This is a genomic window from Methylacidimicrobium tartarophylax, from assembly GCF_902143375.2.
GTDB classification, from domain to species: domain Bacteria; phylum Verrucomicrobiota; class Verrucomicrobiia; order Methylacidiphilales; family Methylacidiphilaceae; genus Methylacidimicrobium; species Methylacidimicrobium tartarophylax.
The window spans coordinates 1-14,055 of the sequence record NZ_CABFVA020000094.1 but is presented as its reverse complement, the minus strand read 5'-3'; the positions used below and the strand labels follow the sequence as shown (position 1 = coordinate 14,055).

Here is a 14,055-nt window from a genome sequence, read left to right as displayed (position 1 = left end):
TACAGCTCCGGGGGAAAACCTACGCCCCGCCTTGCATCCAGGCCCATTCGCCGCGCCTCGGGTACGAACTTTGTGAGACATGCCGGTTAACCCTTTCTAACGAATCGGCTCGAGCGAGGCGCGGCCGGAGCGGACCAGAGCTTGGGTGTGGCGGGCGATCATCCGCTCCTCGTCGGTCGGAACGACGCGAATTTCCACACGGCTTTTCTCGGAAGAGATGATCGGCTCGTTCTTCCGGTTTCGCTCGCGATCGATCTGGAGACCGAGAAAGGCGAGCGGCTCACAGATCCGCTCCCGAATTTCGGGAGCGTTCTCCCCGATGCCGCCGGTGAAGACCAGCATGTCGAGCCCTTCCAGCGCCGCCGCCAGGGAGGCGAGGAACTTCCTGGCCTGATAGCAGAAGATCTCGACGGCGGCTGCCGCCTTGGAGTCTGTCGCTTCTGCGGAGAGGAGGTCGCGCATCTCTCCCGAGGACTCGGAGAGGGCCAAGAGCCCCGACTCCTCGGAGAGCAGCCGGGCGACGGTGGTCAGGCGCAGGCCCCGCTCGCGCAGGAGGTAGAGGACAATCCCCGGGTCGAGATCGCCGCAACGGGTACCCATGACAAGCCCCGAGGTGGGCGTGAAGCCCATGGTGGTGTCGACGCTCTTCCCTCCGTGAATGGCGGTCATGCTCGCTCCACCGCCCAGGTGGGCCAGCACGATCCGACCCTGCGCGCGCTCCGGCGGAAGGATCTTCTCGAGGACCGAGAAGACATATTCGCAGGAGATCCCGTGAAAGCCATAGTGCACCAGCCCCTCCTTGCGCAGGGAGAGGGGGAGGGCATAGGTGCGTGCAAAAAAGGGCATCGACCGGTGGAAGGCCGTGTCGAAACAGCCGACCTGGGGAAGGTCCGGCTTGAGCTTCCGGATCGAACGGACCGCTTCGAGTTCGTGCGGGAGGTGGTCCGGGGCCAGACCCGAGAGATCTTGCAGAGTCTGAAGCACGGGGGAGGTCAGGAGGCGGGGCGCTCCAAAGACGGGACCTCCATGAACGAGCCGGTGGCCGACCGCGTCGATCCCGTCGCTCGGCGCGGCGGTTTCGAACCAGGCGAAGAAACGGGCGAGCCCGGCTCGGTGGTCCGGAAGCGGGAGGCTTTCCTGCCAAATCACGGCTCCTTGAGAATCCTTGGCTTCGCAGCGGCCGCTGCCGCTCCCGATGTGATCGAGCTTTCCGGAAAGGAGCCGCTTCTCCGAGGGGACCATCTGGAAGAGGGCGAACTTGAGGCTCGTGGAGCCGCTGTTGATCGTGAGGATCTTGTCCGGATCATTCATAAGGATGCCGCCAGAGTCTTCACAGGAGCGGGAAGACCGCTTTCGTCCGCTGCTTCCTCTGATCGAGGGCGCCGCGGATCAGCAGAAACTCTCCGATGTTTTCCAAGGAGAGGAGGCCGACAAGCTGCCTGTTGCTCTCCACCACGGCCGAGCGCTGCCCTTGCTCCTGGAGGCGGGCAATCGCGACCTCCGCCATGTCGGACGCATCCACCGTGAGGAAGTCGCGGTTCATCACTTTCTCCACGGGAATCTCTTCCCCGAAGCGCGACAGCCCGTCCACGAGATTGTGCCGGGTGAGGATGCCGACGACCGAACCGCTGGAAACGACGGGGAAATCGAGGTGATAGCCGGCCAGGAGGTGATGGACGGCGATGCGAAGAGGGTCCGCGGGGCTCACGGTGTGGAACTCGCTCATCATCAGATGGCTGACGGGAACCGAGCTGAGAACCGATTTCACATGGACCAGGCTCGCCTCTTGAGCAGCTCCCATCCAGACGAAGAGGGCGATCAGGAGCAGGAAGGGATTGTGGCCGAAGAAGCCGAGAAGTCCGAACAGGAAGGCCATGCTCTTCCCGACGGCGGCGGCGATCTGGGTTGCCTGGTCCGCGCCCATCCGGGCGGCGAGCAGGGCCCGCAGCACCCGTCCTCCATCCATCGGGAAGGCGGGAAGAAGGTTGAATGCGGCAAGCGTCACGTTGATCCAAAATAAGTTGAGCAGAAGGTTTCCGCTGAGCCAGTGGATGTCGGTCCATGATTGCACTCCGCCGGTGAGCAGAAGAATTACGTAGAGCAGGGCGGCGAGAACCACGTTGACGGCGGGACCGGCCAGAGCCACCAGGAGCTCTTGCCGGGGATCGTCGGGCATCCGCTCGAGCCGGGCGACACCCCCGATCGGATAGAGGGTGATGTTGCGCGTCTGGATGCCGAACCGCTGAGCGGTCAAGGCGTGACCGAGCTCGTGGAGGACGATGATCGCAAAGAGCGGAATCAGGAAGAGGACGGAGGAGAGGACGTCGAAGGCGCTCCCCCGAGTCGCGTAGGCCCCGACGGCCACCCAGGCCACGAGGAGGAGGAAAGTAAAGTGAATGTCGATCTCGATCCCTCGGACGACGCCGATTTTCCATGCCCATCGCATACGATTCAGCCTTTCACGCAGATCAGAGGATCGAGCCGGGCAACCCACTCTCCGCAAGGATCCGGGAAGAGACCTGAATCCGTGCAGGTCGCTCGCTGGAGTTCCCAGCGAGCGGTGGATCGACCGCGATGAGGAGGGGCCAGGGGCTCCACGTCCCCGAGTCTCCCGTTTTCGCCTCAGGGAAGCAAGAGAATCGGGCAGAGCGCGCCGGCGCAGATCGACTCGATCTCTTCGGGAGGAAGAGCGGACTCCCCGATCGAGAGCGCCAGGAGGCCGAGTCCCTCGTGCGCAGCCGCCGCCAAGATTCGCCGGGCCTTGGGAGCAATGCCGGTGAGCAGGGCCGTGGACGGAGCTTCCCGGACAACCTGTTGGAACTCGGGATCGAGGCAGGCCTCTTCTCCCGAGCCCAGGGAGAGCACGACGAGCTTCCCGGCAAAGTCGCTGGCCAAGGCCGCAACCAGGTGAAGGGTCGGGAGCCCCGAAGGGGCCCCGGAGAAGACGACCCCGAAGGGGGGCTGGACAGGCGCCCCATCGGAGAGAAAGAGAACGGCGGCTCCGGATCGGGAGACGATTTCCCGGGCGAGGCTCTCCGTAGACGTCGGAATGCCGACTCGCGGCTGGGAGCGAAGGAGAAGAACAAGGTCGGTCGAGCAAGCGGCATCCGAGAGGGCCTGCGAGGGAATGCCGCGAAGCACCTGGAACGACCATGGGATGCGCAGGCGCTGAGCCAGGCTGCTCAGCGCCTCCTCGGCTTGGCTTGCCAGGGTGCGCAGCGAGCGCTGGAGGTCGGGAAGCTCGAGATCTCGCCAACAGGCGGTATCGATTCCGATTTCGGAAGCAAAGGGGAGTCCGGCCAGCCGCAGAAGGTTGAGGTCCTCGAGGAAGAGATAGGCGAGCTTGGCTTCGAAGCGGGCCGCCAACTCGGCGGCCGCCTCGGCTCCTCCTTCGGAGAAGGCCTGTCCGAACAAGACGATCCTCTCGATCCTCACGTCTTTCCCTCGCCGGCGGAGAGAGCGTGGGCCCTGCGGGCGAAGTCGATCAGCTTTCTCTCCACCCGGCCGTTGATGCTCTCCTCTGGATACCGCCCGTCCGGGCCGCGTTCGCCCGCAGGGAGCCCCGTCAAGAGCTCCATGGCTTCCTCGATGGTCCGCACGGCGTAAAGATGAAAGAGACCCTGCTCGACCTTTTCGAGCAGCTCGCGGCGGGGGACCAGATGGTCGACATTGGCCGCGGGGATGATCACGCCCTGGCTGCCGCTGAGCGTGCGGGAGCGGCAGATCTCGAAAAAGGCCTCCACCTTTTCGTTCACCCCCCCGATTGCCTGCACCTGCCCTTTTTGATTGATCGACCCCGTGATGGCCAGCGACTGCCGGATCGGGGCTCCGGCGAGCGCCGAAAGGAGAGCGCAGAGTTCCGCGCATGAGGCGCTGTCCCCTTCGATCATGCCGTAGGACTGCTCGAAGACAAGGGTGGCTGCCAGCGAGAGCGGCTCTTCCGGTGCGTATCGGCCTGCGAGGAAGCCCGAAAGAATGAGGACTCCCTTGGAATGAATCGGGCCGCCGAGCTTGGCCTCCCGTTCGATGTCCACCACTTTGCCGCTACCGAGGCGCACCCGGGCGGTGATCCGGTTGGGATGGCCGAACCGCACGCCTCCCGCCTCGAGCACGGCAAGGCCGTTGACTTGGCCGACGCTTTCGCCTTCGCTGTCTACCAGGAGAGTGCCTCGCAGGACCTCCTCCCGAAGCTGCTCGCGGATTCGCCCGGAGCGCGCCTCCGCCGCGGCGATCGCCTTCTCGACATGAGCTGCGGAGATGGTCTGGGCCGAGACATCCCGGGCCCAAAAATCTGCTTCCTGGAGAAGATCGCTCATCGTCCGGCCGCGCAGGGAAAGCTTCTTAGCATCCGCGGCAATCCGGCTTCCCTCCTCCAGCACGCGGGCCACAGCACCCCGGTCGAGCGGGAGGAGCTTCCCCTTGCGGGCCTCTTCCGCCAGGAAGTGCGCATAGGGTACCAGGATGGAGTCGTTCCGGTCGACCTCTTCCTCGAAGTCGACGGCCACCTTGAAGAGCTCCGAGAACTCGGGGTCGAGATTGTGGAGCAGGTAGTAGAGCGTTCGCTCGCCCAGCAGGATGACTTTCAGGTCGAGCGGAATCGGCTCGGGCTCGAGAGAGACCGTGCTCAAGATCCCGAGTGCTTCTGCCAGCGGCTCGATGCGAATCTGGCGGCTGCGCAGGGCCCGCTTGAGCCCTTCCCAGGAAAAGGGGTGGGAAAGGAGGCGGAGCGCGTCGACGGCCAGGTAGCCGCCGTTGGCTCTGTGCAGGGAGCCTGGCCGAATGAGGGAGAAGTCGGTGACCAGGGCTCCCATCTGCGCGAGGTGCTCGACTGTGCCGAAGAGGTTGGAAAAGGTCGGGTTCTCTTCGAGGACCACGGGGCAGCCTTTGGCGCCGCTCTGATCGACGGCGACGTTCACCCGGTAGCGGCGGAGGAAGGCGTCGACCGCATCGGGGCCCATTCCGGGAGGCAGCATCCCCGGCGGCAGCGCCTCCGCTTCCTTGGGAAGCCGGAAGCTCTCCGCGTTCTTGAGCGCATCCTTTTCGACCGACTCCAAGTGGGAGCAGATAATCGGATTTTGCGCATACTTGGCCTTGAGCTCATCGAGGAGGTTCGAGACCGTCGAACGGACGAGCGAGCGGTTGAGCTCCCGAAGCTTGGCCTGCGCTTCCCGCCGCCATTTCGGGATCTCCCGGACGATCTTCGTCAACTCTTCCTGGAGGGAGGAGACCTTCGCCTGGATCTTCTCCTTTTCCTCGTCCGGCAGCTTGGCGAAGGTTTCCGGATCGAGGACCTCTCCGTTCTTGAGCGGGGCGAAGGCAAAGCCGGCCGGCGTCTGGAGGAGGGCGATCCCATCCTTTTGCGCACGGCTCCGAAGCTCGGTAAAGGACTGCTCTCGCCGCTCGTGGAAGCTCTGCTCGATGTCCTGCGCGCGCGTGCGATACTCGTCGCTGTCGAAAACTGCCGGGATTCCGACGCGGAGGTCTTCCACGAACCGATCCATCTCCTCGGCAAACTCCCGTGCCTTTCCGGAGGGAAAGGCGAGCGCCTTGGGCCGCCTCTCGTTCTCGAAGGCAAAAACATACGCCCAATCCCTCGGTACGGCTTGTCCGGCCGCTCGCTCCTCGAGAAGCCGGAGGACGAGCGAGCGTTTTCCGATCCCGCTGGGCCCCATGATGAAAAGATTGTAACCGGGCTGCTCCATGGAGACACCGAAGCGCGCCGCTTCCATGGCTCGTGCTTGGCCGAGTACCCCAGGCTGCGCGATCAGTTCCGCAGTCGTTTCGAAAGGAAGGGAGCGCGGATCGATCCGCCGGTCGAGCGTTTTGGCGTCCAAGCGGAGATCGGGTCTCATCACGGCTTGTTTTCGGGAATAATCCATTTTCTGTAAAGGGCTTTTGCGCCGATGAATTACCGGAGGAAGGGAAAGGTGCCTCGGCCTGCCCGTCTAACAAAGTTCGTACCCGAGGCGCGGTGAATGGATCTGGATGCAAGGCGGGGCGCAGGTTTCCCCCCGGAGCTGTATGATGACAACCTGCAAGGAGGGGAAACCGAGTCCCAACGAAGCAGACAGGTCCATTTTACAAGCCGCAGGAGAACGCTTGGGAGACGGGCAGGCTATAAAAAGACCGCGCCATCGGGTCATGGAGGCGATATGGTTTGCCGATCAGGTCGCCACCATGGAACGAGTCATCCCTTCCGTCCTTTTTGAGCCGCTTCCGGCGGAGAGCCGCGAGGCGAGGCGAAGCCAGCGGGAGCTCCGGCGGATCAATCGCCTGATGGGAAATTTCGGCTGGTTCCGCCGCCAGCTCCGCCGCCGGCTGCGGGACTTTATGCGTGGGGTGGAGATCGGAGCCGGCGACGGAACGCTGGGGCGACTCCTCTACCTGGATCCCATGCTTCGGGACAAACTCTCCTTGACGGGGCTCGACCGGGCCGGCAGGCCTGCGTCCTGGCCCCTTCCTTGGGAGTGGCGGAGGGAGGATGTGCGGGAATTTGCCGGATGGGGAGACTATCCCTTGGTATTGAGCAACCTTGTCTTGCACCGCTTCGGAGACGAGGAGTTGAGCAGGATCGGCAAAGCGTTGGAGAACTCCTGCCGGCTCTTGTTGGCGGTCGAGCCGGCCCGGCGCAGCCTCCACTTGACCGAGCTTCGCCTGCTCCGCCTGTGCGGACTGAGCCGCGAGGTCTACGAGGAAGGGCGGAACAGCGTCCGTGCAGGGTTCCTGGGAGCAGGGCTCGTGGAGAGTCTGGGCCTTTCGGCCAAGGATTGGAAATTCGACGTCGAGATAACGCTCCGAGGGGCCTATCGGCTGGTCGCCGAGCGCCGCTGAGGAGAGGGAGCGAGATGAGCGCTTCTTCGCCGGGGTCTATTGCCCGGTGACCTTCCGGGCGCGCTGCCTCGCAGGTTGTCTTCAGATAGGTCCGGGGGAAAACCGGCGGCTCCCCTTGCATCCATGCCCATCAGCCCGGGCCTCGGCTACGAACCTTGTGAGACAGGCAGGCTAAGGCTTGATGCGCAGCCAGAGGGTAGCGGGTCCGGTGCCTTCGGGCAGGTCCACCGGACGGGGCAAAGGCGGCAGCGGCTCGACGTTTACTCCCGCGCGGGAGCAGGCGCGGACCGCCTCCCGGAAGAGGTCGGCAGATCGCCATGGCTGGTAGTTGGTCGAGAGTAGAAGAAGGGCATTGGGCTCACAAAGAGGCAGGAGTCCTTCGATCAAGCTCCCGAGGTCGCGCGGAAGGGAGAAGTCCTTACCCCCGCGACCGTGGGCGAAGGTGGGCGGGTCGATCACGAAGGCGTCGAAACGCAGCTTGCGACGGAGGAGATAGGGAAGGGCATCTCGTGCGTCCCGGGCGAGAAACCAGTGATCCCTGGGATCGAGGGCATTGAGGCGGTAGTTCTCTTTCCCCCATTCGAGAGTGCGGGGCGAGAGATCGACGTTCCATGTCTGCGCGCCCGCCGAGGCCGCCGCCACGCCGAAGGAGCAGGTGTAGGCGAAGAGGTTGAGAAGGCGGGTGGGACGACGCGCGCGAAGGAAGGAGCGGTTTGCCCGCTGATCGAGAAAGAAGCCGGTCGACTCTCCCGTATCGAAGCGGATCCGGAAGGAGAGGCCATTTTCCTTCGCCGTCGTGGCCATGGGCAGGGTGGGGTTGCCGGAAAGAAGGAGGAGCTTGGGGCTTGTTTCTCTTTCCCACCGCTTGCGCAGGAAGACCCGGTCGATCGGCAGCGGAAGCTCCCGCCGCCGAATTTCGATCTCGGCCAGGAGAGAACGGAGAGTTTCGGGGGAATTCCAGGAAATCAGAAGATCTCGGCCCTGCCGTTCCACCCAGCCGCCTGGGCCCGAAAAGAGACGATGCAGGGTCGTGCCGGTCGCGGCGAAGTCCGCGATCTGCTCCGGCGCAACCCAACCGAGTTCGGATTCCGATGAGCGGGAGAGGGGCACGGAGCCTATAGAGAGGGTACAGCCGCGAGGAGTTTTCGCGTGTACTCGTTTTGCGGATTCCGGTAGAGCTCTTCCGGCGGTGCCTCTTCCACGATTCTGCCCTCGTTGAGCACCAGCACCAGATCGCTCATATGCTCGACGACCGCCAGATCGTGGGAGATGAAGAGATAGGCGAGACCGAGCTCTTGCTGGAGGTCTTGGAGGAGATTCACGATCTGCGCCTGGACCGAAACATCGAGAGCGCTGACCGGCTCGTCGCAGACGATCAGTTCAGGCTCGACGGCGAGGGCGCGCGCGATGCCGATGCGCTGCCTCTGTCCCCCGGAGAACTCGTGCGGAAAGCGGTCGAGGGAGTCGGCGGGCAATCCCACGCGTGCCAGCAGTTGGGCCGCGCGATCCCGCCGCTCCTGCGCACGGAGGGCGGGGAAGTGGATCTCCAGGGGCTCGCCGACGATCCGCGCGATCGTGAGCCGGGGGTTCAGGGAGTTGTGCGGGTCTTGAAAGATCATCTGGACGCGCTTCCGGTAGGGGCGCAGCCGAGCGCCCGAGAGGGTGTCGATCCTCTCCTGCCGGTAGCGGATCTCCCCTGAGTGCGGCGAGATCAGCCGGACGATCGCCTTACCGATCGTCGTCTTCCCACTGCCGCTTTCGCCGACGAGCCCGACCGTCTGCCCGGCCCGGATCCGGAAGGAGACTCCCTTCACGGGCTCGACGAAGCGGCGTGAGCGTCCCAAGAAGCCGCCGGGAAGAGGGTAGCGCACCGCGAGCTTTTCCACCTCGAGGAGAAGCGGAGACAGAGGCTCCGGATCAGGATGGGGAGAGGAGAGCGTCGAGTTTGTCATAGTCGATCGTAGTGAGCCGCTTCTTGGATTCTCCGAGGCGGGGCACGCAAGCAATCAGCGCCTGCGTGTAGGGATGGCGGGGGGCGGCGAGGAGGGAATCGGTGGGCCCCTGCTCCACGATTTTCCCACGGAACATGACGACCACGTGGTCCGCGAATCCCTTAACGAGGCCGAAGTTGTGGGTGATGAGCAGGATCGCCATGCCGAATCGGCTGCGAATGTCGCGCAGGAGATTCAGGATTTGCGCTTGGATCGTGACATCGAGGGCGGTCGTCGGCTCATCGGCGACGAGCAGTTGCGGACGGCAGACGAGGGCCATGGCGATCATCACGCGCTGCTGCATTCCGCCCGAGAGCTCGTGAGGGTAGCTCTTCCAGCATCGTTCGGGGTCGCGGATGCCGACCTCGGAGAGCGCCGCAAGCCCGGCGGCCCGCCGATCCGTAAGGTCGTGGCGGTGGAGGGCCATTGCTTCGCTAAGCTGGAAGGCTACGGAAAAGACCGGGTTGAGCGAAGTGGAAGGCTCTTGAAACACATAGGCGATCTTGCCGCCCCGGTAGTGGCGCAGGGCCGTTTCGGGAAGGGTGAGCAGGTCGGTGCCATCGAAGAGGATCTTGCCTGAGCGGACGCGGGCTGGAGGCGAGGGGAGAAGGCGGGCCAGGGAGAGGGCGGTCACGCTCTTGCCGCTGCCGCTTTCGCCGACGACCGCGAGGGTCGATCCGTTTGCCATCGAGAAGGAGACGCCATCGACGGCACGGATTGTCCGTTCCGGGCTGGCGAACTCGATAGCCAGATCCGAGACCTGCAAAAGAGGAGCGGCGTTTGGATCGGACATGAGGGAGAACAATTATCGGCTGCCGGTTCGAAAATGGGGGTCGATGACGTCGCGGAGGGTGTCGCCGAGCAGGTTGAAGGCGGCCACCGTGACAAAGACGGCGGCGCCCGGAGTCAGGAGCCACCAGAAGTTGCACATGAAGACCTTCATTTCCTGCGCCTGCGCGAGCATCAGGCCCCAGGAAGCCGACGGCTCCTGGATGCCGATCCCAAGGAAGCTCAAGGCTGCTTCGCCCAGAATATAGCCGGGAATGCTCAGCGCGGCAGCAACCAACAGGTAGCTCGCCAAATTGGGGAGCAGATGCCTCCAGAGGATGCGCCAGGGTGAGAGGCCCGTCACGATCGCAGCCTCGACGAAGGTTTGCGCGCGCAGAGAGAGCGCCAGCCCGCGGATCACCCGCGCCGCGCCCGACCAGCCGAGGAAGCTCAAGATGACCACGATCAGCAGGTAGACCTCGCCCGAGCCGAACTGGCTCGCAAAGGCGCCGCGCAAGGCGAGCAGGAGGTAGAGTCCGGGAATGGCCATCAGGAGTTCGGTCGTGCGCATGACGAGCGAATCGAACCAGCCTCCGAAGTACCCGGCCAGGCCGCCGGCGATCAGACCCACTCCCAAACTGATCGAGATCCCGATCAGGCCGATGCTCAGCGACACCTGTGCACCGTAGAGCAGGCGGGAGAAGACATCGCGTCCGGTGCTGTCGCTGCCCAAAAGGTAGACCTTGTGCGGAGGTTCGACTCCGAAGAGGTGGCGGCGGCAGGGAAGGAGTCCGAAAAGCCGGTAGGAGTGCCCGCCCGGAAACCACTGGATCGCGGCGGTCTTCCCGGGAATCGGCCGGTAGAGTGCCTGGGTGGGATCGGCATTCTCGTAGAGACGGACGGCGAGGCCTTCCTGCGTCCAGGTCAAGCCGGTCGGTGGATGGTAGGTCCTCTGGAGGTCCTGGTCACCGGGACCGTACGGAGCCAGAAAAGGGGCGAAGAGGGCGCAAAGGTAGAGAAAGCCGAGCAGGCCGAGAGCGAGGACCCCGGGTGGGCGAGCGAGCAGCTGTTGCCAGAGGCTGGAGCGTTTCCTGAGAACTGGGTTCATCGTACGGGGAGGCGTACCCGGGGATCGACCCAGGCGAGCAGGATGTCGGAGAAGAGATTTCCCAAAACGAGCAGGACGCAACTCAAGACGACCGAGGCCAGGACCACGAATTGATCCTGGCGGATGAAGGCCGAGTAGATGAGCTGGCCCAGGCCGGGATAGCTCATCACGTTTTCCACGAGCAGAGAGCCGCTCAAGAGGCCCGCCACGACGTAACCAAGGCTGCTCAAGAGCGGGTTGACCGCATTCCGGAAGACATGCCGCCAGATCACGACGTTTTCCGAAAGCCCCTTCGCGCGCGCAGCGGTGACATATTCGGCCCGGATGACGTCCAGGAAGTTGGCGCGGAGGATGCGCATGAGAGTGGCCACGCCACCAAGGCCGAGCACCAGGGTGGGAAGGATCAGATGATCGGCGATGTCCAGGACCCGGCCGAGGGGAGAAAAAAATTCGTGTTCGATCGACATAAGCCCGCCGAGCGGGAACCAGCCGGTCTTCGCGGCGAAATAGATGGCAAGGAGGGCGAGGAAGAACTCGGGGATCGAGAGCGAGGCGTAGGCGAGGAGAGCGGTCGCGCGATCCCACCAGGAATTGCGGTGGACGGCTGCGAGGACTCCGAGGGGGATCGCGACGGCCCAGGCGAAGGCAAAGCTCGTCAAGTTGAGGAGAAGGGTGGCGGGCACTCGTTGCCAGAGCAGGTCGACTACGGCAATCTTGTAAGTCCAGGAATAGCCGAAGTCCCCATGCAGCACATTGCGCAGCCAAAGGAAATAGCGGGTATACCAGGGTTGGTCGAGCCCAAAGCTCTTCTCAAGGGCGGCGAGAAACTCGGGGCTGATGTCGCGCTGGGCCTTGATCGGGGTGAGGAAATTCCCCGGAGTGAGTGACATGAGGAAAAAGACCAACAAGGTCACGCCGAGGAGCAGGGGGATTAAAAAAAGCAGCCGTCGGAGAACAAAGAGAACCATCGGAAAGAGGCTCGCGGCCTTTCGGGTTTTGCCTCTTGATAAGGGACCGGAAGTGGAGGAAAGACAATACTTTTCCACGGGGGAATCGAGGCGTCGGCCTCTTTCGGGCTAAGAGCGGATCGGATGCCCGGAGAGGCGGGGAAGAGCCGGCAGGAAAAAGACGATGAAGAGGATTTTAGGAGTGCTGGGGCTTCTCTTCCTGGCTGGTCTGGCTATCGTCTTTGGCATGGCAGCGGCTTACTTGAACGGGCAAGGCTTCCGCTCCTTCCTCTCGCGCAAAGTGGCTCAGGGGATCGGTATCGAGGGTCACTTCTCCTCTCTCCAGTTCCGTGGTCTTGCGATCGGCAGCAGCGAGTTTTCCGGGGTCGGCGGCCCCGGCTCCCCCTTCGCAGAACTGCGAGCCGAACGCCTTCAGGCGCGCTTTCCTCTGGCCTCGCTGGTCCAGGGGGATTGGAAGATCGATCCACTCCGCATCGGTCACCTTGCGCTGACCTTTCGCTCCGCCTCTCTGGAGGAGAAGCCCGTTCTCGCGAGCACGCCGTTGGAGGAGCGTGCGGCGGAGGGAGGACCGGGGGAGGAGCCGGGAATCCTTCGCCGCGTGAGCTTGCAGCGTGGAGAAATCCAAAGAGCGGATCTTCGCTGGCCTTCGTCGATCCTAGGGGGCGGGGCCTTGACCGAAACCCGCATACTGCTCGAAGCGGATGGGGCCTCATGGAACGGGAAGGCCGGGGGCGGGAAGCTCGCCTGCGCCTCGCTCCCGGACCTAACCCTCGAGGAGCTTCTCTTTCGTTTTGATCGGGATGGGGCTTCCCTTGAGCGAGGGTTGCTTCACTCAGAGGGGTCGGGAACCATCCGTCTTGCCGGACGAGTCGATTGGCGGGAGAGGGCAGACGGGGAGCTTCGTTTTTCCACCTCCGGAGTCGCGCTCACTCCCTGGCTCCCTGCGGCATGGCGGAACAGGGTGGCGGGGGAATTGGAGGCCGAGGGGCGGCTGACCGGCTCTCGCGGGCAGCCTTGGAAGGTCGACGCCAATCTATCCTTGATGCACGGAAAGCTCGAGGATCTGCCTTGGCTTGTGGGGCTGGCCTTGAGCGGAGGAGGGACGGAAGCGCTTCTTCTCGATCAAGCGCAGGCGCAGTTGGTGGCGGGACCGGAGGAGCTCGTCTTCGAGCGGATCGAGATCGAAGCGAAGGGGCGGCTCCGGATCGAAGGGAATCTGCGTGTACAAGGGGAGCAGCTTTCCGGAAAGATGATGGTCGGACTTTCCGGCGAACGAGTGGCTCTGCTGCCCGGCGCGCAGGAAAAGATCTTTTCCGAAGAGCGGAATGGTTATCTATGGACTCCTGTCGTCCTGACGGGCACGGTGCGTGATCCCCGGGAAGACCTGAGTCCCCGGGTATCGGCGGTGGCAAAGGAGGCGGTGAAGGCCGGGGTGCAGCGGGCGATCCGGTCTGCCTTGGACTTTTTGCGGCACTCCCAGGACTCGTCCAGTCCCTAGCCGCCATTCTCCTAGCCGGCATGTCTCACAAGCGATCTCCTGCGGCTTGCATCACGGCTTGGAGTCGCGGCAGGGCGCCGGAGCATCGCTGTTGACAGAGAGTGAGGCGAGACGGAAAGATAGCGTCGGGATTGAGCCGATATGTTTCCAGACGATGATCTGGGCTTTTTCGACTATCTGCACGAGCTGTACGAAGCTGCGCGGGAGAGCCGAGGTGCCCTTGTCCGCCTGGAATCTTTTGCCGAACAGGGCAACTCTTTTGCGCAGTGGAGAATGGGTGCGCTCTTCGACCCGGAGGCTCCTCGCGAGAACCAGCCAACCACGGTGCGCGTCAACGGCGCCGTAGCCGCCTACTGGTATCGGAAGGCGGCGGAGCAGGGGCTGGCCGCTGCGCAGTTGAGTCTCGCGCTTCTCTATGATCGGGGGACGGGGGTTCCACGGGATCGGCTGCAGGCCGCTCGCTGGTTGGAGAGGGCCGCCGAGCAAGGGATGGAGCAGGCCCAGTGGCGGCTGGCAACCCTGCTCCTTCGCAATACCGGGATTCCGTGCAACCCGGAGAAGGCGCTCTATTGGCTTCGCCAGGCGGCTGCCGCCGGACCCGCAAGACTTCAGTATGGGGTTGGCGGAATTTATGAGGTGGGCTGGCGGCCCTGGCCGGATGCGCAGAAGCCTCCCTTTTGGGCGGGACGAGGCACGGGACGGCCGCCGCCCCATCTCGGATTTCCGTTTTCCGGCCTGGAGATCGAACCGGATCCGGAGGAAGCTCGGCGCTGGTACCGGATGGCCGCGGAAAACGGCCACGCGGAAGCAGAATACCGGATGGGGCTTTTCCTGGAGGAGGGAATCGGAGGAGAATCGGATCTGGCGGAGGCGGCTCGCTGGTATCGGCGA

The 14,055-nt window shown here is 63.9% G+C and carries 12 protein-coding genes; 3 read left to right on the top strand and 9 right to left on the bottom strand.

Annotated elements, in window-relative coordinates:
• Positions 1 to 96: 96 nt before the first annotated feature.
• The 4 genes from MAMT_RS08650 to MAMT_RS08635 all read right to left on the bottom strand — a co-directional run bounded on the left by MAMT_RS08650 (position 97) and on the right by MAMT_RS08635 (position 5,852).
• The gene (locus MAMT_RS08650) at positions 97 to 1,311 is read right to left on the bottom strand and encodes an acetate/propionate family kinase (protein ID WP_142660591.1); all 1,215 of its coding nucleotides are present in this window, start codon (positions 1,309 to 1,311) and stop codon (positions 97 to 99) included.
• Positions 1,312 to 1,330: 19 nt separating this feature from the next.
• Complete coding sequence (locus MAMT_RS08645; protein WP_142660589.1) at positions 1,331 to 2,446, bottom strand: site-2 protease family protein; 1,116 nt, start codon at positions 2,444 to 2,446, stop codon at positions 1,331 to 1,333.
• 176 nt (positions 2,447 to 2,622) lie between these two features.
• A complete protein-coding gene (locus tag MAMT_RS08640; protein WP_142660587.1) occupies positions 2,623 to 3,435 on the bottom strand; it encodes a hypothetical protein in 813 nt (270 codons plus the stop codon).
• Positions 3,432 to 5,852 (bottom strand): Lon protease family protein, encoded by a 2,421-nt coding sequence (locus tag MAMT_RS08635; protein WP_246186611.1) that lies wholly within the window; start codon positions 5,850 to 5,852, stop codon positions 3,432 to 3,434. Before MAMT_RS08635 ends, MAMT_RS08640 begins: the two co-directional genes overlap by 4 nt.
• A gap of 289 nt (positions 5,853 to 6,141) precedes the next feature.
• On the opposite strand from MAMT_RS08635, the gene MAMT_RS08630 reads away from it, so the two are divergent.
• The gene (locus tag MAMT_RS08630; RefSeq protein WP_178087033.1) at positions 6,142 to 6,831 is read left to right on the top strand and encodes a hypothetical protein; all 690 of its coding nucleotides are present in this window, start codon (positions 6,142 to 6,144) and stop codon (positions 6,829 to 6,831) included.
• A 171-nt stretch (positions 6,832 to 7,002) separates the two neighbouring features.
• Here the strand turns inward: MAMT_RS08630 and MAMT_RS08625 are convergent, their stop codons facing one another.
• The 5 genes from MAMT_RS08625 to MAMT_RS08605 are packed head-to-tail and all read right to left on the bottom strand — an operon-like array spanning position 7,003 to position 11,666.
• Positions 7,003 to 7,941, bottom strand: a complete 939-nt coding sequence (locus MAMT_RS08625; protein WP_178087032.1) for a class I SAM-dependent methyltransferase — start codon at positions 7,939 to 7,941, stop codon at positions 7,003 to 7,005.
• 5 nt (positions 7,942 to 7,946) lie between these two features.
• On the bottom strand, positions 7,947 to 8,783 hold the full coding sequence (locus tag MAMT_RS08620) for an ATP-binding cassette domain-containing protein (RefSeq protein ID WP_142660579.1): 837 nt from the start codon (positions 8,781 to 8,783) through the stop codon (positions 7,947 to 7,949).
• On the bottom strand, positions 8,749 to 9,615 hold the full coding sequence (locus tag MAMT_RS08615; RefSeq protein WP_142660576.1) for an ABC transporter ATP-binding protein: 867 nt from the start codon (positions 9,613 to 9,615) through the stop codon (positions 8,749 to 8,751). The genes MAMT_RS08620 and MAMT_RS08615 overlap by 35 nt, the downstream gene beginning before the upstream one ends.
• Positions 9,616 to 9,627: 12 nt before the next feature.
• Positions 9,628 to 10,698, bottom strand: coding sequence for an ABC transporter permease (locus MAMT_RS08610; protein ID WP_142660574.1), 1,071 nt, complete (start codon positions 10,696 to 10,698; stop codon positions 9,628 to 9,630).
• Positions 10,695 to 11,666: an ABC transporter permease gene (locus MAMT_RS08605; protein ID WP_142660572.1), complete on the bottom strand. Its 972-nt coding sequence runs from the start codon at positions 11,664 to 11,666 to the stop codon at positions 10,695 to 10,697. The genes MAMT_RS08610 and MAMT_RS08605 overlap by 4 nt, the downstream gene beginning before the upstream one ends.
• Before the next feature lie 163 nt (positions 11,667 to 11,829).
• On the opposite strand from MAMT_RS08605, the gene MAMT_RS08600 reads away from it, so the two are divergent.
• Complete coding sequence (locus MAMT_RS08600; RefSeq protein ID WP_142660570.1) at positions 11,830 to 13,164, top strand: hypothetical protein; 1,335 nt, start codon at positions 11,830 to 11,832, stop codon at positions 13,162 to 13,164.
• Between the two features lie 141 nt (positions 13,165 to 13,305).
• The coding region (locus tag MAMT_RS08595; protein WP_142660568.1) for a tetratricopeptide repeat protein at positions 13,306 to 14,055 on the top strand (750 nt) is incomplete at its 3' end.